This window comes from Pseudoalteromonas sp. Angola-30 (assembly GCF_028599215.1).
In the GTDB taxonomy this organism is placed as follows: Bacteria; Pseudomonadota; Gammaproteobacteria; order Enterobacterales; family Alteromonadaceae; genus Pseudoalteromonas; species Pseudoalteromonas atlantica.
In genome coordinates this window covers 20,567-43,550 of the sequence record NZ_JAQREI010000021.1, presented here as the reverse complement: position 1 = coordinate 43,550, position 22,984 = coordinate 20,567, and the positions used below count along the sequence as shown (strand labels likewise).

Below are 22,984 nucleotides of genomic sequence, written 5' to 3'. Positions count from 1 at the left end.
TATTTAAAGCCAAAGTGGAACGCGTGACTCAAGTGCCTAATTACTCCTCAATTTGTATTTTAAGACTCTCTGCCATTGGTGATGTGTGTCATGCCGTTAGTGCTGTACAAGCCATTCAAAAAGCACACCCCAATGCAAAAATAACGTGGGTAATGGGTAAAATAGAAGCCATGTTACTTGCCGATTTACCTGGGGTTGAGCTGGTGGTTTTTGATAAAAAACAAGGTAAGGATGCACTTAAAAAGTTAGCACATTCTTTTAAAGGGCAGCAGTTTGATGTGCTGCTTAATATGCAAGTCGCATTAAGAGCTGGCTTTGTTGCGCGCTGTATTCCGGCTAAAGTAAAAATAGGCTTTGATTGGGCACGTTCAAAAGAATTACATAGCTTGTTTATAAATAAACGAATAGCCCCACAAAAAGAAGCGCATGTGCTAGAGGGATTTAAAGGCTTTGCGGGCGCCATTGGAGTTAAAGACTATTCACCTACCTGGGATATGCCTTATACCTTAGCGGATGAGAACAAAGCAGATGCATTATTAGGGCCTGCATATTTGGCAAATAAGTTATTGGTAATATCTCCTGCGGCCAGTAAAGCACAGCGAAACTGGTTGCCTGAGCGCTATGCTGCCCTTGCTGATTACGCGCATGAGCAGGGCTTCAACGTGGTACTAACGGGCGGCCCAACTGAGCTTGAGATTAATTTAGCTAATCAAATTATAAAACATAGTCACTGCACTATTTTAAACTTAGTCGGTAAAACAAAACTTAAAGAGCTGCTATGTGTGCTTAAGCGCGCTGATTTAGTATTAGCCCCCGATACCGGCCCAGCGCATATGGCGGTAACGGTAGGTACGCCGGTTATTGGTTTATATGCGCATTCTAATCCTGCACGTACAGGGCCTTATTTATATCAAGACTACGTAGTTGAGGTGTATCATCAAAACCTGCTAAAGCAAACGGGTAAAACAGCTCAACAATTGCCTTGGGGTACGCGCGTTAAGGGAGATGACCTTATGAGCCAAATAACCGTAGACAATGTTAAAGCTATGTTTGATCATGTGGTACAAAAAGAGTCTATAAAATGAGTGTAACAGAAAAAAACAAAGCGCTTTTTTTAGACCGAGATGGCGTGGTAAATATTGATCATGGCTATGTGTATCAAAGTGAAAAATTTGAATTTATAGACGGTGTGTTTAGTACCTGTAAAGCATTTTATGATGCAGGTTATAAAATTATCATAGTGACTAATCAATCGGGAATAGGGCGAGGTTACTACACTGAAGATGACTTTTTAGCTTTAACTCAGTGGATGAAAACACAATTTAGTAAGCACAATATTAAAATTACAGATGTGTATTTTTGCCCGCACCATCCCAAAAAAGCGATGGCGCAATATTTAAAACAGTGCCAGTGCAGAAAGCCAGCTCCAGGTATGCTGTTACAAGCTATGCAAGAGCATAATATTGACCCTTCGAGCAGTGTTATGGTGGGTGATAAACTTAGCGATATGCAAGCAGCACAAAAAGCGGCTATTAGCACGCGAATGCTAGTTCGCTCTGGCCAACAATTTGACGAAACCGCAAAACAATACGCCGATTTAGTGATTGACTCTATTAACGATTTACCAGCACACTACTTGGTATAAAGTGCGTTTATATTTTCGCAACTAAAGTGTTAAGTATTGCTGCCATTACCTGTATTAGCGACGAGCTGCAAACAGTGCATTTTACTTGTTAAACTTTTACAATACACCTCAACATAAACAGTGGCTTTAATGTTGTTGTTTACCCGTTCATTTAATTGGAGACTACAGATGAGAGCATCTGCTTTTTTTAGCCAACTACAAGAGCAAATTGAAGACGTTAAAGCGCAAGGTTTGTATAAAAGTGAGCGTATTATTACCTCGCAGCAACAAGCTCAAATAGAAGTTGCATCTGGCGATAAAGTTATTAATTTTTGTGCTAACAATTACTTAGGCTTAGCAAATAGCCCTGAGCTAATTAAAGCAGCGCAAGGTGGTTTAGATGACCATGGCTTTGGTGTTGCTTCAGTACGTTTTATTTGTGGCACGCAAGATATTCATAAAACACTAGAGCAAAAAATTAGCGCGTTTTTAGAAACCGAAGATACAATTTTATACTCGTCTTGTTTTGATGCTAACACGGGCCTATTTGAAACTATTTTAGGCGCTGAAGATGCTATTATTTCTGACTCTCTAAATCACGCATCAATTATTGATGGCGTACGCTTATGTAAAGCTAAGCGTTTTCGTTATGCTAATAACGATATGGAGGATCTTGAAAAGCAACTTATTGCAGCTGATGAAGCGGGTGCTAAAACAAAGTTAATTGCCACCGATGGCGTGTTTTCGATGGATGGCGTAATTTGTAACCTTGAAGCTGTGTGTGACCTTGCTGATAAGTATGATGCATTAGTGATGGTTGATGACTCACATGCGGTAGGCTTTGTTGGCGAAAACGGTAAAGGCACGCCTGAGTACTGTAATGTGCTTGACCGTGTAGATATTATTACCGGCACGCTAGGCAAAGCGCTGGGCGGTGCATCAGGCGGTTATACATCAGGTAAAAAAGAAATTGTTGAATGGCTACGTCAGCGTTCGCGCCCTTATTTATTCTCAAATTCATTAGCGCCTTCAATTGTAACTGCATCAATTAAAGTACTCGAAATGCTTGAAAATGGTGGCGAGTTACGCGCTAAACTTTGGTCAAATGCTAAATATTTCCGTGAGCAAATGGAAGCCGCTGGCTTTACGTGTGCGGGTAAAGATCATGCCATTATTCCTGTAATGCTTGGCGATGCTAAAGTTGCTTCATTAATGGCAGACAAACTACTCGCTGAAGGCATTTATGTAACCGGCTTTTCGTTCCCTGTTGTGCCAAAAGGCCAAGCGCGTATTCGTACACAAATTTCAGCTGCGCACAGTATTGAACAACTAGACACCGCAATTGCTGCCTTTACCCGTATTGGTAAAGAAATGGGCGTTATTTAATTTTTTATAAACCGAAGTATTGCTTCGGTTTTTTAGTTGAGTGTTAACTATGAAAGCTTTATCAAAATTAAAAGCCGAAACCGGCATCTGGATGACCGACGTACCCAAGCCTGAAGTAGGGCATAACGATCTACTTATTAAAATTCGTAAAACCGCGATTTGTGGCACCGACGTTCATATTTATAAATGGGATGAGTGGTCACAAAAAACCATTCCGACCCCTATGGTTGTAGGCCATGAGTACGTGGGTGAAGTGGTTGATATGGGCCAAGAAGTACGTGGCTTTGCAGTAGGTGACCGCGTATCTGGCGAGGGACATATTACGTGTGGGCATTGTCGTAACTGTCGTGCTGGTCGTGTGCATTTGTGCCGAAATACAACCGGTGTGGGCGTTAACCGCGAAGGCGCATTTGCAGAATATTTAGTTATTCCGGCCTTTAATGCGTTTAAAATTCCCGACAATATTTCTGACGAGCTTGCGTCTATTTTTGACCCATTTGGTAATGCTGTGCACACCGCTTTATCGTTTGATTTAGTGGGCGAAGATGTGCTTATTACAGGGGCAGGACCAATTGGTATTATGGCGGCGGCCGTTGCTAAGCATGTGGGTGCTCGCCATGTTGTGATTACCGATGTTAACGAATACCGTTTAGAGCTTGCGCGTAAAATGGGCGCTACACGTGCCGTAAACGTTGCGAATGATAAGCTTGAAGATGTAATGAATGAGCTAGGTATGACTGAAGGTTTTGATATTGGCCTTGAAATGTCAGGTGTGCCAAGCGCCTTTAATTCTATGTTAAATAACATGAACCATGGTGGCAAAATTGCCATGTTGGGTATTCCGCCATCAGATATGGCCGTAGATTGGAATAAAGTTATATTTAAAGGCTTAGTGATCAAAGGTATATATGGTCGCGAGATGTTCGAAACGTGGTACAAAATGGCAAGCTTGATTCAATCGGGCCTTAATTTAGACCCTATTATTACGCATCAATATTCGGTAGATGACTTCCAAGCTGGCTTTGATATGATGATTTCAGGTCAATCTGGTAAAGTAATTTTAAGCTGGGAATAGTTTAAAGTTTGCATACAGAGGCGGCTTAAGCCGCCTTTTTATTATATTTTTAAAAGAGATTTCAATGGCATTTAAACATATATCTATAGCACAAACGCACGAACTGCTTGATAAAGAAGATGTAGTGATTGCAGATATACGCGATCCTAACTCGTACCAAGCAGGGCATATTCCTGGCTCTGAAGCGCTTTCAAATGCCAATATAGCTCAGTTTATGATGGAAAAAGAGTTCGATCAGCCCATTATTATTGTTTGCTACCACGGCATGAGCTCACAAGGTGCGGCTAGTTATTTAGTAGAGCAGGGCTTTGAAGATGTATATAGCATGGATGGTGGCTTTACCGCCTGGGAAGCGGCTTACAGCGAGAAAGTGGAACGATGATTGAGCTAGGTAGTTTAAATAATCCTCGTGCCGCACAGGGCTTTATAGATTATTTAAAAAGCCAAGGCTTAGAAGGGCAATTGCGCAGTGCTGATGGCAGTAATGTTATTATTTGTGTTGCGGGCGAGCACTTTCATCAAGTGCAACCTTTGTGGGCTGAATTTGTACAAAACCCCAATCATGAGCGTTATCAACAAGCCTCCTGGGATGTGGGCAGTACACAATCTGGCTTAACGTATCAAGGACAGTCGCTTAATTTAGTGGCGCGCTTTAAAGCACTAAGCTGGCTAAATAAAACCGTAAGTATTGTAAGCGTTGCTATTTACTTTGCATTTTTATTGGGTGGCTTTGAGCAAATTTATACTGCTTTGCAGTTTAACCCGAGCCAACCACTGAACTGGTTAACGCCGGCACTTGTTCATTTTAGCGCAATGCACATTGTATTTAACCTAATTTGGTGGATGTCGTTAGGTGATAATATTGAAAAGCAATGCGGCAAGCTGAGCTTAGTTGGGCTATTTGTGGTTACTGCACTTATTAGTAACTGGGCTCAGTTTTTAATTGTGGGGCCTAACTTTGGTGGTTTAAGTGGTGTTGTGTATGGTTTATTGGGTTTTTGTTGGATTCACAGCTATTTAAATCCTAAGCAACCTGCGCTAGTAAGCACTGCCATTATTGGCTTTATGTTAATTTGGCTGGTACTCGGTTTTGCTGATGTGTTGTTTGTTGGTATGGCTAATTGGGCGCATTTAGGTGGGCTTTTAAGCGGCATGGCTTATGCCGTAACCGCTAATTTATTTAATGCTAAAAAAGCGTAAGCTTAGTGGTATAAATACTTAGTAAATAATACTTCACGAATAATCTCTTGGCCTGTTTCTTCTTTTAGCAGGCTTTTTAATTTTTCGGCACACTTTGCTCTAATTTCTTCACGCCCAGTAAGCGACTTTATTTTTTCTTCAGGTTCTTTAGATAGTATTTCTACTAACGCATCGCGTAAAAGCGGGGTATGGTGCTCTACAATAGCAATATCTGCATTATTGCTAAGCATTAAATCTATAGTCACGCGTACATAGCCCATTTTTTTACTTGAAGCGCCTATGTAATTGGTAATAATGTCTGGCTCAAAACCAAAATAGCCCACTGTCGATTCCGCTTTTGCCGAAAAGCTAAAACAGTTTAGGATCAGTGCTAAAAAACCTGCGTATACTATTTTTTTCATCTTTAGTGTGTTTCCATTTTCTTAATACAAATAGTTTATACTTAATAGCGCCTAATAAACAGCTCCTGCAATTATTTATCGGCAGTAAAACATCACTTTTTCAAATGCTTTGGCAATGTTATCATCGTCTCGGTTTTTATTTGATTGAGCTATTGTGATTACATTTCCGCTTTCTATATCTGCCAATTGGCAATGTGCTTCTTTGGTAAATAACTTATCTGCGTTAGAGCAAGAGTGGCTATTTGAGCCACATTCATTAACCGCTAAATTAAAAAGTAATGCACAAAGTTTTAGTGTAAAAGTGCTTAATGAGCAAACTTTTACCCTAAGCGATGCACAGCAACAACTACTTGGCTCAAATACAAATAAAGCACTTAATCGCGAGGTGCTTTTATTGTGTGACAATACACCCATGGTGTATGCCCAAAGTTGGTTGCCCAGTACACAAACGCAAACAACACTGCATAATATGGGCGCACGCCCTTTAGGTGATGTTATTTTTCAGCACCCTGAACTTACCCGAAGTAATATTGAGGTAGGGCGCTTTGACTCAGAACATGCGCTGCAGTCACTTGTTAAAGAGTTGAATTTAACTACGCACCCTTTATTAGGTCGTCGTAGTGTGTTTTCTATTAATGATTATCACTTTTTAGTGTGCGAAGTATTTTTACCCGGAGCCTATTTGTACTCATGAAATTAGCCCCTTTGCAATTACAGCATAGCCCTTTTTATATTCAGCTCATGCGCATTGACAAACCTATCGGTACATTACTATTACTGTGGCCTACTTATTGGGCTCTATGGCTTGCAAACGCCGGTATGCCAAGCCTAGTTAACTTTATTGTATTTACCTTAGGCGTAATTGTTATGCGCAGTGCTGGCTGCGTTATTAATGATTTTGCAGATAGAAAAATAGACGGCTCAGTTAAGCGTACAGCAGGGCGGCCTTTGGCCACCGGACAAGTAAGTGCAGGTGAAGCACTGAGTTTATTTATATTACTGATAGCCATTGCTTTTGTATTGGTATTGCTACTTAGCATCAACACTATTTTATTGTCACTTGGGGCGTTGGCACTGGCATTTTGCTACCCGTTTATGAAACGCTATACACATCTTCCGCAGGTAGTCTTAGGCGCTGCATTTGGTTGGGCAATACCTATGGCATATATGGCATCAATTGACTCATTACCGCTACAGGCGTGGCTGTTATTTGTTGCAAACATTTGTTGGACGGTAGCGTACGACACTATGTATGCCATGGTTGACAGAGATGACGATTTAAAAATAGGGGTTAAATCTACTGCTATTTTATTTGGTAAATACGACCGCCATATTATATTTTTATTAAACGCTAATTTTATAGCGTTGTTGGCGCTTATTGGCTTAATTAATCAGCTAGGCTTAGCGTTTGTTGCAGGTTTATTTACTGCCGCTGGGTTACTTATTTATCAGCAAGTGCTTATTCATAAACGTGCGCGTGATGCATGTTTTAAAGCGTTTTTAAATAATCACTATGTGGGATTAGCTATTTTTGTTGGCATGTTCTTGTCATTTGTATTTGCGCGTTAATTTCATCTCAACGCTATTAATTTAACCTCAGCATAGCCACTAGTTGTTGTGGCTATGTTGGTTTTATCGTGGCGGGTCAATTACTCCACTTATTGAGGCGTTCTTTCTAAACCAGCCAGCAATAGAGTAGCGCTCATTAATGGCAGGTAATACCTCGTGTGCAAAACGCTCGCTTTCAAACATAACGAGTGTCCCCGCGGTGGGTTTAATTATTATCTCTACTTGCTTACTTTTTGGCTTGTAAATAACAAGCTCGCCGCCTTGCTCGGGCGTATTTAAATAAAGGATTGTTGTAAATACGCGGTTAGATCGCCCTTTAAATGCATCAAAATGCTTTTTATAAAAGTCGCCTTGGGTGTATTTAGCGTAGTGGCACTCATAATCAAATAAGCCCATAAAAAACTGCCGATTAAGTGTGGTTTTTATACTTTCCATTGTTGCTTGATAAGTTAGCTGTGCTTGTGAGCTGCCATCAAACCAATAGGTTTTATCTTTACGAATGGTTTTATCTATTTGTAAGTCATTTAAACGGCCAATACCTGCAGCGCTAAAATGCGGGTTAATACGGTGGCAATCGGTGATTAAACTCTCTACTAGCTCGCTAATAAGTGCGTTAGGAATAACAACATAACCATGGGTTTCTATTGCATCTAAATAAACATCAGAACTAAAAAGTGTGTTCATTTATGTCTGTTGATTAAAAAAGGTGCGACAGTGTAGCCTAAAAAAATTTAATAGCTAGTGGTTTGTGCTCCGCTACTTAAGCAAATAAAAACCTAATCCGTAAGCATAAAAACTAAAAGGGCTTTTTAGGTTAAGCAGCTGTGCTGCAGGTTTTGGTAACAAGAAGAGTAAATCAGTAAGGGCTATCTAAATTGGTTGCCCTTAAAAGGTTTAAGGGCAATGCGGTATGCTTTTTTATATTGGCTTAATTAATAGTCGTAGATGCTTTTTTGATAAGAGATAATAAATGGTCAATGTGTTCGCCAACTGCTGCTTGTTGGCTTGTTTGTATAACAAGTTGTTCGTGACTTAAGTCTTTATTTGTTTTTAGCTGTACAAGCTCTGTGTGCTCTGCGAGAGTGCTCGCGTGTTCAATACTTGCAATAGCAAAGTGATCTGATTTAACCAGCCCTGACATTACTTGCTCAATGCTGCCTACCTTAATGCTAGCCGATTTGTTGAGCATATCGATGGCTTCGTTAAGCATGCTTTGTACTTGTTTAGACTGAGAAAAACAGCCGTACATAGGGTAGCTATCTAAATCGTGTTTGCTGATATCGCTTTTATTTGCTAACGGATGATGTTTAGAAACAAACAATACCAGTTGGTCTGGCAGGTGTATGTCGCTGCCGATGCTGTTAATTGCCTGCGAATAAACACTGATATCAATCTCGCCCTCTTGCAGTTTGCGTGCAAGTTCGTGCTGCTCTTGCAATTGCATTTCTATTTTAACATGGGGGTATTGTGCTAAAAATTGCCCGCATGAGATAGGTACTACACTGCTGGCTTTGTTGGTATAGCCAATGACTAACTTTTCGTCAGTATTGCCGTTAACCGATTGAGAAATTCGTTTTTTTGTATGCTCAAGTTCGGCAAGGGTGTTTTTGGCGTAATCAAGAAATAGCTCGCCTTCGGGTGTTAACTTTACTGAACGTGTTGAGCGTTTCACCAGTTCGTACCCCATTTCGTCTTCTAGGGTTTGAATGCTGCGCGTTAGCGCTGATGTACTAATTTGAGTTTGTTCGGCTGCTTGTCTGAAGTGGCGTAACACACCAAGCGCTACAAATTGTTCTAACTGTTCAAATCTCACTTTATAGTCCCTTTTTATAAGTAAGTCGCGTGTGCCGCGAACATCAATAATATTAGATTCGAGCTTTCAAAAAGCGAAGCCTAATATGTAACTGTGTTTGCAAATTTATGACATATTTGCCTCAGCATATCCCTCTTTTAGTATTATTTAAAGAGAAGACGCATTTAAAAGTATTACCAATTAGGCTTATTTATAGTGATTTATTACTCTATTTAAAACTAAGCTATGTTAGCAAGTAAGACTAAATACAATGACTTAGGCGCTTTGATGCTTTTAAAAGTAATACTTTAGACATAATTTAGCATTAATTAATAAAAAAGTATGCCAGAAAAAAGGCTATAGGAAAATCCTACGTAGTGATTTGTAATGAAGTGAGGCATAAACGCTTATAGTTTTAGGTTATGCCATCGCTTTATTATTGTTTAAGAATTTAGAAAAATAAGCCGCTAAGGCTTACTACTTTTGTTAGTAAAGTTTTTAGTAATGCGGTTACTTAGGGGTTTGTCTTCAATACTTTGTAGCTCTATTTCTATGGCATCGCACGAAATATGAATTTCAAATAACGATGTTAATAACGAAAGGCTTAAGCACGCTAAGCTCACCCCAAACAAAATAATGCCTGTGGTGTTAAATTCTATAAATAAGGCAAACATTGATAGCGTACACAATAAAAAAGACGCCACACCATACACTTGCATGGTACGTATTAGCTTAATGCGCTTTCTTAAGTTTGTTATTTGAGCCACAACAACGGGGCGAATAGACTCACCTTCTCGTGAATTTAATTCTCGGATTAATTGCGCTAGTACTAAAAAGCGGTTTGTGTAAGCAAGCAGCAACAGTGAGATTGCTGGAAAAAGTAAACCTGGGGTAGTAAGTGTCATTGTTTTATCCTAAAAAGTTACCTGCTATACACTTTAGTAGAGTATCGTAGGATATTGTAAACACAAAATAATTGAGGTGATAATTGCAAAATATTAATACTCATAATACTCAGCAAGCTTTTCAGTGGGTAACGCTCTACAAAGCAGATAACACATTAGAGGCAAATATAATCAAAGGGCTGTTATTAAATGCGGGAGTTGAGTGCCAAATTCAAGGTGAAATGCTTCAAGGCGCCTTAGGCGAAATCCCCTTTGAACAAACCCAAGTAAGTGTGCAGGTTTATTCGATAAAAGAGCGCCACGCGCGCGAAATATTGGTAAACTACCAACAAGTAAAACAATCCGCTCCAGATTGGGTATGCCCTAACTGTAATGAGCATAATGGATCAACATTTGATTTTTGTTGGTCATGTGAGACGTTAAGAAATGACAAAAGCGAATAACTTTCAACGTATTAGAGAGCTAAACTACTTACAAAAAGCAGTGTTAGCAAGTGCTTTAATTGAGCGTATGTTACCTAATTATGGTTTATTTAGTGAAGCCACCGGTTTTGGTGATGAAGCCTTATTACGCAGTGCGTTAAATGTTTGCTGGGAAAAAATATTACTACCAAAAAGTAAAATAGATCTCGAAAAACAAGTAGAAAAAATTGAGCCAAATGTACCAGAACTTGCCGACTTTGATATGTTTGGTACTTACCCCGCAATAGACGCTGCAACCTCGCTTTTGAGCCTAATGCACGGTTTGATGGGGCAAGACGAGCAAGAATTTATAAGCGTTAGTAAAATATCGCAAGCAACAGTGGCGCGTTTTATTGAATACCAAATGACGGTTGAAGGTGAAGTAGCCGACAATAAAGCCGTACGAGAACACCCATTAATGCAATACGAAATTGAAGTTTTGAGTGAGCTAATCGACTTTGTAGAAAATATGGGCCGCGTGACTTCAGAAAACGTTAAGGCACTTAAAAAGCAGGCCGTTGCAGATGGGCAAACCAATATTGGTTTAGCGTTATAGTTGTAATTATTAACAGTGGTTAATTAATCGCTCTCTAGCAATTTTAGCGTTTATTACGTTGAACTTAGTAAAAACCTTAGCTAGAGAATGATAAAATAGTTTTAAATATGTGTGTAAATCTCTTAACCACAATGCAGGTTAAGCAGTAAATAAAGGCAGGAGAAGTAAAGTGCGAATTTTAGGCATTGAGTCATCGTGTGATGAAACCGGTATTGCAATTTACGATGATGAAAAAGGCTTATTGGCTCACCAGTTATACAGCCAAGTAAAAGTGCATGCAGATTATGGCGGTGTTGTACCTGAGCTTGCATCGCGCGATCACGTACGTAAAACCCTGCCACTTATTGACGCTGCGTTTGCTCAAGCCGGTTGTGGTCCTGAAGATTTAGATGGCATTGCATACACCGCAGGCCCTGGTTTAGTAGGGGCGTTATTGGTAGGTACCTCTATTGGCCGCTCTTTAGCCTATGGTTGGGATATTCCAGCTGTTGCCGTGCATCATATGGAAGGGCATTTACTTGCTCCTATGCTTGAAGAAAACGTGCCTGAGTTTCCCTTTATTGCTTTGCTCGTGTCGGGCGGCCATACCATGATGGTAAAAGTAGCCGGTATAGGCCAGTACGAAGTATTGGGTGAATCTGTTGATGATGCCGCAGGTGAAGCATTTGATAAAACAGCTAAACTGCTAGGGCTTGATTACCCAGGCGGCCCTCGACTAGCTAAAATGGCTGAGCAAGGTGTTGCAAAACGGTTTGTTTTTCCACGCCCTATGACGGATAAGCCAGGCCTTGATTTTAGCTTTAGTGGCTTAAAAACAGCAGCTTCTATAGCGATTCGCGAAAATGATGATGACGCACAAACCAAAGCAGATATCGCCCATGCGTTTCAAACAGCAGTGATTGATACATTGGTTATTAAGTGTAAGCGTGCTCTAAAACAAACCGGGATAAAACGTTTAGTGATTGCCGGCGGAGTAAGTGCAAATACACAGCTGCGCTTACAGCTTGAGCGTGTTATGCAAGGTATGAAAGGACAGGTTTACTACCCACGTACTGAGTTTTGTACTGATAATGGCGCAATGATTGCCTATGCTGGTATGCAGCGCTTAAAAGCAGGCCAGTTTGCCACACTCGACATGAAAACCAAACCGCGTTGGCCAATAGACAGCTTAGAAGCGATTTAGCATCAATAATTATTGATTTTTTTCATTAGTGGGTGCTTTTTTAGCGCCCACTTTTGGTTCTTCACCTCTAAAAAGGCGAATAATATTAGTGCGATGACGAAATATAATTAGCACGGTAATAAAGGTTACCGGTAGGGTGTAAAGCGGTTTAATCAACCACGTATACAGTGGAGCAAGCGACACCGTGACCAAAGCGCCTAATGAAGAAAAGCGAGTAATAGCAACCACAATAATCCAAGTGCTTATTAATAGCCCCGCCAGTGATAAACCAATCGGCAATAAAGAGCCAAATGCGGTAGCTACCGCTTTTCCGCCTTTAAAGCTAAAAAATAGTGGGTACATATGCCCTAAGCACGCGGCAACGGCGACCAAACCAAGTGCTAAAGGCGTTAGGTCTAAAAAATAAGCCCCCCATACGGGGATAGTGCCTTTTAAAATATCAAACACTAATACTAAGCACGCAGGAAAGGCTCCACCTAAACGATACACATTGGTGGCACCTGGGTTATTTGAACCGCTGCTGCGAGGGTCTGGCAGTTTGAATAGCCGAGACACTAATATAGCCGATGAAATCGACCCTAATAAGTAGGCTAAAACAAACAGTAAAATGGCTAACACAAAGTCCCTTATTTTTTAATTGCTATACCCATCGATAGCACTTTTACGCTATTATTGGCGGCACAATTTATCGTGAAAATTATTAACTGCTGTATTTTGCAGTTAATCTAGCTATTTGGCTATTGTAGAAGTAATTTTTACATATTTAAACACTGCTTAAAGCATATACAGTATTAATTTAATCAATGCATTGTATGCTTAGAGAGTGTTTATAGTTATTTGGAGTATCAATGGATAAGGTTTTTATATCTCAATTACACGTCGACACAATTATTGGAGTGTACGACTTTGAAAAAGAAAGTAAACAAAGCCTTTATTTTGATATTGAAATGCTCAGCGATATAAAGCCTGCAGCAGCAAATGATGACATTAATTTAGCACTCGATTATGCAAAAGTAAGCGAGCGAGTGATTGAGCACACTACGGCTAAGCCGGTTGAGTTACTTGAAACCTTAGTAGAGCAACTAGCAACTATTATATTAACCGAATTTAATACACCACAAGTAACAATTAGAGTGAGCAAACCGGCCGCTGTAGCGCAAGCAAACACTGTAGGTGTAGAAATAACACGCACAAAGGCTATGAGCTAAATGGCGCAAATTTATATCAGCTTAGGCTCAAATATAAATAAAGCGCATTATATTCGCTGTGCGCTTGATGCACTTGAGCAACACTTTACAGATATTGTGCATTCATCTGTTTTTGAAAGCGAAGCTGTAGGGTTTAAAGGAAATAACTTTTATAACTCGGTGGTGGCTGCTTCCACATCAATGCCGCTTGAGCGTGTATGTAAGTTATTAAAACAAATAGAGCGTGATAACGGGCGTAAAGCGGATGATAAAAAATTTAGCCCCCGTACATTAGATTTAGATCTGCTCTTTTACGATGACGTTATTTGCGACTCGCCTGCACAATTACCTCGCGATGAAATTACCAAAAACGCTTTTGTACTTCAGCCTCTTTGTGAAGTCGCCCCCAATTTTTATCACCCCGTTGCTAAGCAAACTATTGCTGCGCTATGGAGTGCGTATAACAACCCTCAACAAAAACTATGGAAGGTGGAGTTTTCTAACCCATGAGTATTTTAGAAATAATTATTTTAGCCCTGATACAAGGATTTACTGAGTTTTTACCTATTTCGAGCTCAGCTCACTTAATTTTACCTTCGCAAATTTTGGGATGGGAAGACCAAGGCCTTGCTTTTGATGTGGCTGTGCATGTTGGTACGTTAATAGCGGTTGTTATTTATTTTCGTAAAGAAGTGGCTGATATTCTTAGCGCCTGGTTTAAATCGTTTGGCGCCCAAGGCACCACCGACGACAGTAAACTTGGCTGGTGGATTATATTGGGCACTGTACCTGCTGCGTTATTAGGCTTATTGCTAAAAGACGTTGTTGAGCTGTACCTACGCAGTGCCTGGGTTATAGCAGCTACGACTATTATTTTTGGTTTATTACTTTGGTACGCCGACGCCAAAGGTAAGCAAATGAAAACAATTTATCAGCTTAACTGGAAAACAGCGCTGCTTATTGGCTTTGCTCAAGCGGTGGCTATGATCCCAGGTACCTCTCGCTCTGGCATTACCATGACAGCGGGTTTATTGCTGGGCATGAACAAACAAAGCGCAGCGCGTTTTTCGTTTTTACTCGCTATACCTATTATTTCTATGATGGGTCTTTACTACACGATAGAGCTGGCTTTAGGCGATCATGTGGTTGATTGGAGCACATTAATTTTAGGTGTAGTCCTTTCGTTTTTATCGGCGTACGCCTGTATTTTCATGTTTTTAAAAGTGATAGAACGAATGGGCATGCTGCCGTTTGTAATTTACAGACTTTTACTTGGCGTAGGCTTAATTGTATTTTTAACGCTGTAATTTAGCTTATTACCAGCAAGCCCTCTTACTTAGGTAAGAGGGCTTTTTTATTTTATTAACGCTGTTTTAGCATCAGTTAATTGACGAGACGTGCATAGTCACGAAGCCTAAAATTTGGCATTATAGCGCCATTAAACTTCACAGACGTGCGAAGTACGAAAGGATTTAAAAAGTTATGCATATTCATATATTAGGCATTTGCGGCACCTTTATGGGCGGTATAGCGGCTATTGCTAAATCGCTTGGCCATAAAGTGACGGGCTCTGATCAAAATGTTTACCCGCCAATGAGCACTCAACTTGAGCAGCTGGGCATTGAGCTAACCCAAGGTTACGACGTAAAACAGTTAGAGCCAAAGCCAGACATGGTGGTTATTGGTAATGCCATGAGCCGAGGCAACCCCTGTGTAGAGTATGTGTTAGATAAGGGCTTGCCGTATACATCGGGGCCAGAGTGGCTTAAACATAACCTATTGCAAAATGCTTGGGTACTTGCGGTGGCAGGCACACATGGCAAAACCACCACAGCAAGCATGCTGGCGTGGATTTTAGAGTATGCAGGTTTAAAACCCGGGTTTTTAATTGGTGGCATAGTTCAAAACTTTGGTGTGTCAGCCAAAGTGGGCGAAACCCCGTTTTTTGTAATAGAAGCGGATGAATACGATACCGCTTTTTTTGATAAGCGCAGTAAATTTGTGCATTACTTACCACGTACGCTCATTTTAAATAACCTTGAGTTTGACCACGCCGATATTTTTGACGATTTAAACGCAATAAAAAAACAATTTCATCATTTAATGCGTACATTACCTCATACTGGCAAGGTAATTTGGCCAAAAGACGATGTCGCACTTGATGATGTTATTAAGCAAGGGCTCTGGAGCGAAAGTGAAACCCTAAATGGTGATTGGCACTATGACTTGTTAAGCGCTGATGGCAGCCAATTTAATGTGCTTTTAAACAATGAGCTTCAAGGTACGGTTAATTGGCAAGCAATAGGCGAGCATAATGTTAAAAATGCCATTATGGCTATCGCGGCAGCGCGCCACGTAGGTATAGCCGTTGAGCATAGCATTGCAGCGCTTGAAGAATTTATTAGCCCTAAACGGCGTATGGAGCTTAAAGCCGACATAAATAACATTAAAGTGTACGACGATTTTGCGCACCACCCAACAGCCATTAAAACCACGCTTGCGGGGTTACGTGCAAAAGTGGGTGATGAAAAAATTATTGCTATTTTAGAGCCTCGCTCAAACACCATGAAGATGGGTGTACACCAACATACGCTACTTGCTTCGTTAAGTGATGCCGATGACGTGCTGTTATTTGAGCCCGATAACCTAAATTGGTCTCTTAAATCGCAAGCCGATAATGCCGGTATGCAGTGTTTTGATAGTACGCAAATGATTATTGACACTGTGCTTGAAAATATCATGCCAAATCAGCACATATTAATTATGAGCAATGGCGGTTTTAATGGCTTACATCAACACTTAGTTGATGGTTTAGCTAAAAAATACAGCGGAGAATAATGTGCAGTTTAAAGATAAAATTACACTGGCGTTTAGTGGTGCTTCAGGCGCGCCTTACGGTTTAAGATTGCTTGAAGTATTACTCGCGCAGCAATTTCAAGTGTATGTACTTATATCAAGTGCTGCGCGCGTGGTGCTTGATACAGAGTCAAACATTAAACTCTCAGCTAATGAAGATAAAGCAACCGAGCAGTTAAGCGCTTTATTTAATGCCAAGCCAGAGCAGTTAAAAGTATTTGGTAAAGATAACTGGTTTAGTCCTGTAGCTTCAGGCTCTGCGGCCCCTAAAAAAATGGTAGTATGCCCGTGCAGTGCAGGGTCTGTATCTGCTATTGCGCTCGGTGCATCAGATAACCTACTCGAGCGTGCAGCCGATGTGGTTATTAAAGAGCGAGGGCAATTAATTTTAGTGCCACGCGAAACTCCCTTTAGCGAAATTCACCTTGAGAATATGTTAAAGCTTGCGCGTTTAGGGGTCACTATTATGCCCGCTGCGCCTGGTTTTTATCACAAGCCACAACGTATTGAAGACTTAGTTGATTTTATGGTGGCGCGAATTTTAGATCATCTAAACATTGAACATAACCTAACTAAACGTTGGGGTTATGGTGAGGGTAAATAATGAATAAGCAAAATGTTGCTTTAAATATAGAAGGCCTGACCAAGGTTTATAAAAACGGTGTAGAGGCCGTGAAAGGTGTTGATTTACAAGTTTTTGAAGGCGAATTTTTTGCCTTACTTGGCCCAAATGGTGCCGGTAAGTCGACCACTATTGGTGTTATATCGTCCTTGGTGAATAAAACACAAGGTAAGGTGGAAGTGTTTGGTCACAACATCGATACCGACCTTGAAGCTGCTAAAGCGCATTTAGGCCTTGTGCCACAAGAGTTTAACTTTAGTCAGTTTGAAACGCTTGGCCAAATATTGGTAAATCAAGCAGGCTACTACGGTGTTACCCGCGCAGAAGCGCATAAGCGTGCCGATAAATATTTAACTCAGCTTGGCTTATTAGAAAAAAAAGACAAGCAAGCACGTACGCTTTCTGGGGGCATGAAACGCCGTTTAATGATTGCCCGCGCATTAATGCATGAGCCAAAGCTACTAATTTTAGATGAACCCACTGCAGGGGTTGATATAGAGCTGCGCCGCTCAATGTGGGACTTTTTACGCCAAATTAATGAGCAAGGCGTAACGATAATTTTAACCACGCATTACCTTGAAGAAGCTGAGCTGTTATGTAAAAACATCGCCATTATTGATACTGGCCGTATTGTTGAAAACACCACTATAAAAGCGTTACTAGCTAAGCTTGATAAAGAAACCTTTGTGCTCGATTTAAAACAGCCAGCACAGCCAGTTACCCTTGAGGGGTACTCGTTTAGCATGCCTGATGAACACACCATAGAAGTTGAAGTGGCTAAATCTCAAGGGTTAAATGCAGTTTTCAGCGCGCTAACCGAGCAAGGTAACACTGTTTTGAGTATGCGTAATAAAGCAAACAGATTAGAAGAGTTATTTGTAGGATTACTAGAGCAAGGGCGGGGCGAATAAATGTTTAAATATGGCGTAGCCTTAAAGAGTTTATGGATTAAAGAGTGTATTCGTTTTTTACGTATTTGGGTGCAAACCTTAGTACCGCCGGCGATTACGATGAGTTTATACTTTGTTATTTTTGGTAATTTAATTGGCTCACGTATTGGTGAAATGGGTGGTTTTAGCTACATGGAATTTATTGTTCCGGGGCTAATAATGATGTCGGTTATTACCAACTCATATTCTAATGTTGCTTCTAGTTTTTATTCAACCAAGTTTCAAAAAAGCATTGAAGAGCTACTGGTTGCGCCTGTGCCTAATTACATAATTGTACTTGGTTATATGGGCGGCGGTATGACCCGCGGCATGATGGTGGGCTTTATTGTTACCTGTGTATCGCTATTGTTTGTGGATATTCAAATACACAATATATTTGTAATTATGGCGACGGTAATTTTAACCTCAGCGGTGTTTGCACTAGGTGGTTTAATTAACGCTATTTACGCCAATAGTTTTGACGATATTAGTATTATCCCAACCTTTATTTTAACGCCACTAACATACTTAGGCGGCGTATTTTATTCAATTACGCTACTGCCAGAGTTTTGGCAAAATGTATCGCAAATAAACCCAATTATTTATATGGTTAATGCGTTTCGTTATGGCTTTTTAGGCGTGTCGGATGTTGATTTAAGTGTCGCGCTTGGCGTTATATTAGTATTTATTACGGTGCTATTTACTTTAGCGCTAACGTTAATTAAAAAAGGTGTGGGGCTTAGACATTAATGAGCGATGCAAATTCACGCAGTATTGTATCTAATCAGGCGGGTATACACGAAAAGCTTGATGAAATCGTTAACAAGCATTTAAACGCAGAATTTAAAAAGCCTATTGCTGAGCACACTCAACAAGCGTTCGATGAAGTCAATGAGCAGGTTCAAGCTTTTAATGGACCGCTTATTATAGACTCATGTTGTGGAGTAGGGGAGAGCTCGGCTAATTTAGCTAAGCGCCACCCAGATGCATTAATTATTGGTATTGATAAATCGTCACATCGCTTAGATAAGCACGATGTTGAATATAAACAAACAGACAGCGGCCAGTACATTTTGGTACAAGCTGACTTAAACGACTTTTGGCGTTTAGCTGTGGCTGCTAATTGGCAGCCTACTCATCATTATTTGCTTTATCCTAACCCATGGCCTAAATCTAAGCATATCCAGCGTAGGTGGCACGGCGCGGCTATTTTTCCGTTTATTGTTAAGCTAGGCGGTCGCTTAGAGGTGCGCAGTAACTGGGATATTTATGTAAAAGAGTTTGCCAGAGCGCTTGAACTAACGGGTCATCCTTGTGAGGTAACGCTGTATGAGTCAAACGAAGCGATTACTCCGTTTGAACGTAAATACTGGGCCAGCGGCCAACAAAGCCATCGTTTAGTGATAGACCTTTAAACGGCCACTTCCTCTTGGCTTGATGAGTTAACATGTGGCGCTGGGAAAGCAAAGTAATTGCCTTGCATCAGCGCCACATCTACATTTTTAAGCGCATTTTCAATACTTACATTTTCTACCGATTCTGCCATGAGCGTTAAACTAAGTTGCTTTGCAGCATGAACTGTATGCTCAATAAATAAGGCTATATTTTCATCACTTACTGCTTGTTTTACTAATGCGCCGTCGAGTTTTATAGCGTTTACTTCAAGCTTTAGCGCATTCGAAATATTTGAATAACCACTACCAAAACCAGTAATAATGACATTCACCCCTTTGGTTTTTACCATAGAAATAAACGTTTTAACCTCTAAAAAATTAGTAATAGCGTGTGACTCTAAAAGGCCAAGCGTTATGTTTTCTGGGTGCGGGTAGCGCTTAAGCTCGCTAGCAATGTATTCACTCAAACTAGGGTCGAGTATATCTTTATCGCTGATATTTAAGCTCCAGCATATATCTGTTTTTCTAAACCGCTCTATACATTGGCTAAATAGCGTGCGCGTTAGTAGTCCGCCCATTCTTGAGCGGCTCACTACATTTAAAAATGAGTCGGGTTTTAAAATTTCACCATTTTTAGTCACCATTCTGGCTAAGCATTCGTAATGTACAACTTCATTATTGGTGGTGTTAAACATAGCTTGAAAATAAGGCACTATGCGGTTGTTATCAAATGCTTCTTGAACCTCTTTGGCAAGGCTTACATTGTATTGATACTGGTTTTTTACATCGCTCATTACTTTTGAGTAGCTAACAACCTTACCGCGGCCGTGTTTAGCCTGAAGCGTTGCAATGTGCGCGTTTTCAATCAGTAGTGATTTATTACCACTGGCGATACCTGCGCAGTAAGTTATATAAATAAATGGGTTAGTTAATACCGGGCTGTTTGCGTTATACGACTCAACTAAATCGCTCAGTTCGCTGCTTTTAAAGCTTTTAGGAGTAAGAACGGCAATTTTATTAGTAGCAAGGCGATACACCTTACAGCTTTGCGGGCTGCGGCTTTGATAATAACTGAGCAAGTTTTTCATTACGTTGTCGCCAACTTGAGTGCCATAAAAGCTATTAATATCTTCAATTTCGTTCACCCAAATAATGGCAAGTTGCATGTGGTGTGAATTACTCTTTTTGATAAAGTACTCAAGCGCAATATGATTGGCAAAGCCCGTACTGGCATCTGTTGCTAGGGTACGCTTTAACAAATATATATAAATAGCTGCAACCAGTACCGCAATAAAAAAGAAAAAACACGCCGTTATTATGGCTTTAGTGACGCTGTATTGAAGCTTTTTATTTAAATCATCTAAGGTTATGTCGGCACCCGTAATGTAGGTGGTACCATATTTATCTACAAAGGGAATAAAAACAGTTTTAAAATCACCCCATTGGTCGCTAGATTGCTCAAAAACAGGCTCAGTAGAATAAAACGCGCCCCTGTTAATGTCGGTGGCCTCTGGGTATAAATCAAGAAATTGCGTAACACGTGCGTTTTCTTGATCGTCTTTGGTGTAGCTGGATGAGGTAAAGTAAACTTTGTTATCGCGCATGATCATTGAATAGACGTAAGCTATATCAAGCGCTTGTGCAAGCTCTGAGAGTTGTTTGCTTTTAGTTTGGTAAACCGAAAAACCAATATCGTAGCCTTGGCTAATTCTATCGTGGTAACGCTGCCCTAAAATATGTTTTACGCTGGTGGCTGCATTTAGAAGGCGCTCATCGACAGCGTGCATTATTTCGCTACGCGCTGAGCTATAGGTGTAATAAACATAGACTAATAAACTGACCAAAAACAATGTAAAGCCAGCTATAAACCACTTCCCTTTTAATTTCCCTGTGAGCATACTTGTCCCTTATTGTTACACATATTAAGTATACGCATAAATGTAATTTGCCCAAAACTAAAATGTGACTTTTTAATAAAATCCTATTATTGAAATTTTTTTACAATATTTGTCATCCGTTTAGTCGCTTTTATGGCTTAAAGGGAGACATTTTACTTATATTGCAGTAAAGTTAGCGCAATTTTTAAAAGAAGCACGCTGCTTATAATAGCGCCATAGTTTGGCATTTTTAACTGTTAAACGCGTGTTTTAGCTACACACACACTAGGTATAAAGATGGATCAAAAGCGTTGTGCCGTCGCCTCTAAAGAAAGCCTTAAGCGTATATTTACTGTACCTGAAGCGCCAGACTCAACTTTAAGCAAAATTGAGCTTGAAATTTCGAGTAATTTAGCAGGGTTTTTAAACGAAAATATAGCGGCAATTGAAAAACCATTACACGAAATTGAAAAAGATTTTCAGGCTGCGGTGATCCCAGAAAACCCAACGTTTGTATCTGCTTACGCCCAAGATATTATGGAGCAGCTAGTTGCCCATTCTGTACACACGGCTGCGCCTAGCTTTATTGGGCATATGACATCGGCTCTTCCGCATTTTTTACTACCGCTTTCAAAGTTGATGGTGGGGCTTAATCAAAACCTAGTAAAAATAGAAACCTCAAAAGCATTTACGCCCCTAGAGCGCCAAGTACTAGGTATGATGCATCATTTAGCTTACTCGCAAGATGAGTCGTTTTATTCTAAATGGATGCACAGTGCTAAAACATCACTCGGTGCTTTTTGTTCCGGTGGTACAGTTGCAAACATAACGGCATTGTGGATTGCGCGTAACCGCTTATTAAAACCCGACGGCAGCTTTAAAGGCATTGCCGCTCAAGGGCTCGTAGCCGGTATGCTGCATTATGGCTACAAAGGGCTGGCCGTTTTAGTGTCGGAGCGAGGGCATTACTCTTTAGGTAAATCAATTGACTTACTAGGCATCGGCCGTGAAAATTTAATTGGTGTAAAAACCTGCGAAAATAACAAGGTTGATGTGAATGCCATGCGCGAAAAAGCCTTAGAGCTTGAATCGCAAGGCATAAAAGTTATGGCAATTGTAGGGGTTGCTGGTACAACCGAGACCGGTAATATCGACCCTCTTGATGATATGGCCGATTTAGCTCAGCAAATAAACTGCCATTTTCACGTTGATGCAGCGTGGGGTGGGGCAACGCTTTTATCGCAAACGCATCGCCCATTATTAAAAGGAATTGAGCGCGCAGATTCAATTACTATTGATGCACACAAACAAATGTATGTGCCAATGGGCGCAGGCTTGGTGTTATTTAAAGACCCAACTGCTACGGATGCAATAGAGCACCATGCAGAGTACATATTACGTAAAGGTTCAAAAGATTTAGGAAGCCATACACTTGAAGGCAGCCGCCCAGGTATGGCTATGTTAGTACATGCTTGCTTACGCGTTATTGGCCGCAAAGGCTATGAAATGCTTATTGATCGTAGTATCAAAAAAGCACATTACTTTGCTGATTTAATTAAAGCCGATGAAGACTTTGAGCTGATTTCAGAGCCTGAGCTGTGTTTGCTTACATACCGCTATGTGCCTAAACAAATTAAACAAGCCATAGCCCAAGCAGATGCCGCAACACGGTTAGAAATTTTCGCGTCGCTCAATCGCTTTACTGCCAGTATGCAAAAACGCCAACGTGAATCAGGGCGCTCGTTTGTATCGCGTACTCGCTTAACACCCTCAAAGTACGATAATCAGCCAACAGTGGTATTTAGAGTGGTATTGGCTAATCCGCTAACATCGGGTGTTATATTAAAAGAGATTTTAGCTGAGCAAAAAGAGCTTGCTAAAACAGACCCTGTATTTAAAAAGTACTTAAGTAAGTATATGCAGTAACGCCTAGTTATAAGCTAAAACAAAGGCGCCAATGGGCGCCT

The 22,984-nt window shown here is 40.5% G+C and carries 26 protein-coding genes; 20 read left to right on the top strand and 6 right to left on the bottom strand.

What is annotated here, in order from left to right; genetic code table 11:
• Positions 1-23 precede the first annotated feature (23 nt).
• From PSH54_RS18585 to glpG, 6 genes are all read left to right on the top strand, one after another.
• Positions 24-1,085, top strand: a complete 1,062-nt coding sequence (locus PSH54_RS18585) for a glycosyltransferase family 9 protein (RefSeq protein ID WP_273606811.1) — start codon at positions 24-26, stop codon at positions 1,083-1,085.
• Positions 1,082-1,645, top strand: a complete 564-nt coding sequence (gene gmhB, locus PSH54_RS18580) for a D-glycero-beta-D-manno-heptose 1,7-bisphosphate 7-phosphatase (protein ID WP_273606810.1) — start codon at positions 1,082-1,084, stop codon at positions 1,643-1,645. Before PSH54_RS18585 ends, gmhB begins: the two co-directional genes overlap by 4 nt.
• Before the next feature lie 168 nt (positions 1,646-1,813).
• Positions 1,814-3,010: a glycine C-acetyltransferase gene (locus PSH54_RS18575; RefSeq protein ID WP_024034359.1), complete on the top strand. Its 1,197-nt coding sequence runs from the start codon at positions 1,814-1,816 to the stop codon at positions 3,008-3,010.
• Between the two features lie 49 nt (positions 3,011-3,059).
• Positions 3,060-4,085 (top strand): L-threonine 3-dehydrogenase, encoded by a 1,026-nt coding sequence (gene tdh / locus PSH54_RS18570; protein WP_273606809.1) that lies wholly within the window; start codon positions 3,060-3,062, stop codon positions 4,083-4,085.
• A 64-nt stretch (positions 4,086-4,149) separates the two neighbouring features.
• Positions 4,150-4,467, top strand: coding sequence for a thiosulfate sulfurtransferase GlpE (gene glpE / locus PSH54_RS18565; RefSeq protein WP_004588558.1), 318 nt, complete (start codon positions 4,150-4,152; stop codon positions 4,465-4,467).
• Complete coding sequence (glpG, locus tag PSH54_RS18560; RefSeq protein WP_004588557.1) at positions 4,464-5,285, top strand: rhomboid family intramembrane serine protease GlpG; 822 nt, start codon at positions 4,464-4,466, stop codon at positions 5,283-5,285. Before glpE ends, glpG begins: the two co-directional genes overlap by 4 nt.
• A 2-nt stretch (positions 5,286-5,287) precedes the next feature.
• Here glpG and PSH54_RS18555 read toward each other — a convergent pair whose 3' ends face one another.
• On the bottom strand, positions 5,288-5,686 hold the full coding sequence (locus PSH54_RS18555; protein ID WP_024034357.1) for a flagellar basal body-associated protein FliL: 399 nt from the start codon (positions 5,684-5,686) through the stop codon (positions 5,288-5,290).
• A gap of 154 nt (positions 5,687-5,840) precedes the next feature.
• Here PSH54_RS18555 and PSH54_RS18550 point away from each other — a divergent pair, with 154 nt between their 5' ends.
• Both PSH54_RS18550 and ubiA read left to right on the top strand, forming a co-directional pair.
• Entirely contained in the window at positions 5,841-6,380 is a 540-nt protein-coding gene (locus PSH54_RS18550; RefSeq protein WP_029773569.1) for a chorismate--pyruvate lyase family protein, read from the top strand.
• On the top strand, positions 6,377-7,255 hold the full coding sequence (gene ubiA / locus PSH54_RS18545) for a 4-hydroxybenzoate octaprenyltransferase (RefSeq protein WP_273606808.1): 879 nt from the start codon (positions 6,377-6,379) through the stop codon (positions 7,253-7,255). Before PSH54_RS18550 ends, ubiA begins: the two co-directional genes overlap by 4 nt.
• Before the next feature lie 63 nt (positions 7,256-7,318).
• On the opposite strand, the gene PSH54_RS18540 is transcribed toward ubiA, so the two are convergent.
• The 3 genes from PSH54_RS18540 to PSH54_RS18530 all read right to left on the bottom strand — a co-directional run bounded on the left by PSH54_RS18540 (position 7,319) and on the right by PSH54_RS18530 (position 9,952).
• Positions 7,319-7,939 carry a 2OG-Fe(II) oxygenase gene (locus PSH54_RS18540; protein ID WP_055252920.1) on the bottom strand — a complete coding sequence of 207 codons (621 nt, stop codon included), beginning with the start codon at positions 7,937-7,939 and terminating at the stop codon, positions 7,319-7,321.
• A gap of 244 nt (positions 7,940-8,183) precedes the next feature.
• Positions 8,184-9,068, bottom strand: coding sequence for a LysR family transcriptional regulator (locus PSH54_RS18535; RefSeq protein WP_121637081.1), 885 nt, complete (start codon positions 9,066-9,068; stop codon positions 8,184-8,186).
• Positions 9,069-9,514: 446 nt separating this feature from the next.
• Complete coding sequence (locus PSH54_RS18530; protein WP_029773572.1) at positions 9,515-9,952, bottom strand: DUF2721 domain-containing protein; 438 nt, start codon at positions 9,950-9,952, stop codon at positions 9,515-9,517.
• A gap of 83 nt (positions 9,953-10,035) precedes the next feature.
• Between PSH54_RS18530 and PSH54_RS18525 the strand changes: the two genes are divergently transcribed.
• The 3 genes from PSH54_RS18525 to tsaD all read left to right on the top strand — a co-directional run bounded on the left by PSH54_RS18525 (position 10,036) and on the right by tsaD (position 12,152).
• Complete coding sequence (locus PSH54_RS18525; protein WP_273606807.1) at positions 10,036-10,395, top strand: putative signal transducing protein; 360 nt, start codon at positions 10,036-10,038, stop codon at positions 10,393-10,395.
• Complete coding sequence (locus tag PSH54_RS18520; RefSeq protein WP_004588549.1) at positions 10,379-10,969, top strand: YjaG family protein; 591 nt, start codon at positions 10,379-10,381, stop codon at positions 10,967-10,969. Before PSH54_RS18525 ends, PSH54_RS18520 begins: the two co-directional genes overlap by 17 nt.
• Positions 10,970-11,138: 169 nt before the next feature.
• Positions 11,139-12,152 (top strand): tRNA (adenosine(37)-N6)-threonylcarbamoyltransferase complex transferase subunit TsaD, encoded by a 1,014-nt coding sequence (gene tsaD / locus PSH54_RS18515; protein WP_054983164.1) that lies wholly within the window; start codon positions 11,139-11,141, stop codon positions 12,150-12,152.
• A gap of 9 nt (positions 12,153-12,161) precedes the next feature.
• Here tsaD and plsY read toward each other — a convergent pair whose 3' ends face one another.
• The gene (plsY, locus tag PSH54_RS18510) at positions 12,162-12,770 is read right to left on the bottom strand and encodes a glycerol-3-phosphate 1-O-acyltransferase PlsY (RefSeq protein WP_273606806.1); all 609 of its coding nucleotides are present in this window, start codon (positions 12,768-12,770) and stop codon (positions 12,162-12,164) included.
• Between the two features lie 230 nt (positions 12,771-13,000).
• Between plsY and folB the strand changes: the two genes are divergently transcribed.
• From folB to trmB, 8 genes are all read left to right on the top strand, one after another.
• Positions 13,001-13,360 (top strand): dihydroneopterin aldolase, encoded by a 360-nt coding sequence (gene folB, locus PSH54_RS18505; protein WP_004588546.1) that lies wholly within the window; start codon positions 13,001-13,003, stop codon positions 13,358-13,360.
• Positions 13,361-13,849 carry a 2-amino-4-hydroxy-6-hydroxymethyldihydropteridine diphosphokinase gene (folK, locus tag PSH54_RS18500; protein ID WP_054983165.1) on the top strand — a complete coding sequence of 163 codons (489 nt, stop codon included), beginning with the start codon at positions 13,361-13,363 and terminating at the stop codon, positions 13,847-13,849. It begins immediately after the preceding gene.
• Entirely contained in the window at positions 13,846-14,646 is an 801-nt protein-coding gene (locus PSH54_RS18495) for an undecaprenyl-diphosphate phosphatase (protein ID WP_004588544.1), read from the top strand. The genes folK and PSH54_RS18495 overlap by 4 nt, the downstream gene beginning before the upstream one ends.
• Before the next feature lie 175 nt (positions 14,647-14,821).
• Complete coding sequence (gene mpl, locus PSH54_RS18490) at positions 14,822-16,177, top strand: UDP-N-acetylmuramate:L-alanyl-gamma-D-glutamyl-meso-diaminopimelate ligase (protein ID WP_273606805.1); 1,356 nt, start codon at positions 14,822-14,824, stop codon at positions 16,175-16,177.
• Position 16,178: 1 nt separating this feature from the next.
• Entirely contained in the window at positions 16,179-16,799 is a 621-nt protein-coding gene (locus tag PSH54_RS18485) for a flavin prenyltransferase UbiX (protein ID WP_004588542.1), read from the top strand.
• Entirely contained in the window at positions 16,799-17,728 is a 930-nt protein-coding gene (locus PSH54_RS18480) for an ABC transporter ATP-binding protein (RefSeq protein WP_273606804.1), read from the top strand. Before PSH54_RS18485 ends, PSH54_RS18480 begins: the two co-directional genes overlap by 1 nt.
• On the top strand, positions 17,729-18,496 hold the full coding sequence (locus PSH54_RS18475; protein WP_004588540.1) for an ABC transporter permease: 768 nt from the start codon (positions 17,729-17,731) through the stop codon (positions 18,494-18,496).
• Complete coding sequence (gene trmB, locus PSH54_RS18470; RefSeq protein ID WP_054983169.1) at positions 18,496-19,161, top strand: tRNA (guanine(46)-N(7))-methyltransferase TrmB; 666 nt, start codon at positions 18,496-18,498, stop codon at positions 19,159-19,161. Before PSH54_RS18475 ends, trmB begins: the two co-directional genes overlap by 1 nt.
• Here the strand turns inward: trmB and PSH54_RS18465 are convergent.
• A complete protein-coding gene (locus tag PSH54_RS18465; protein ID WP_273606803.1) occupies positions 19,158-21,038 on the bottom strand; it encodes a bifunctional diguanylate cyclase/phosphodiesterase in 1,881 nt (626 codons plus the stop codon). The genes trmB and PSH54_RS18465 overlap by 4 nt on opposite strands.
• 276 nt (positions 21,039-21,314) lie before the next feature.
• Between PSH54_RS18465 and panP the strand changes: the two genes are divergently transcribed.
• A complete protein-coding gene (gene panP / locus PSH54_RS18460) occupies positions 21,315-22,943 on the top strand; it encodes a pyridoxal-dependent aspartate 1-decarboxylase PanP (RefSeq protein ID WP_004588537.1) in 1,629 nt (542 codons plus the stop codon).
• Positions 22,944-22,984 lie beyond the last annotated feature (41 nt).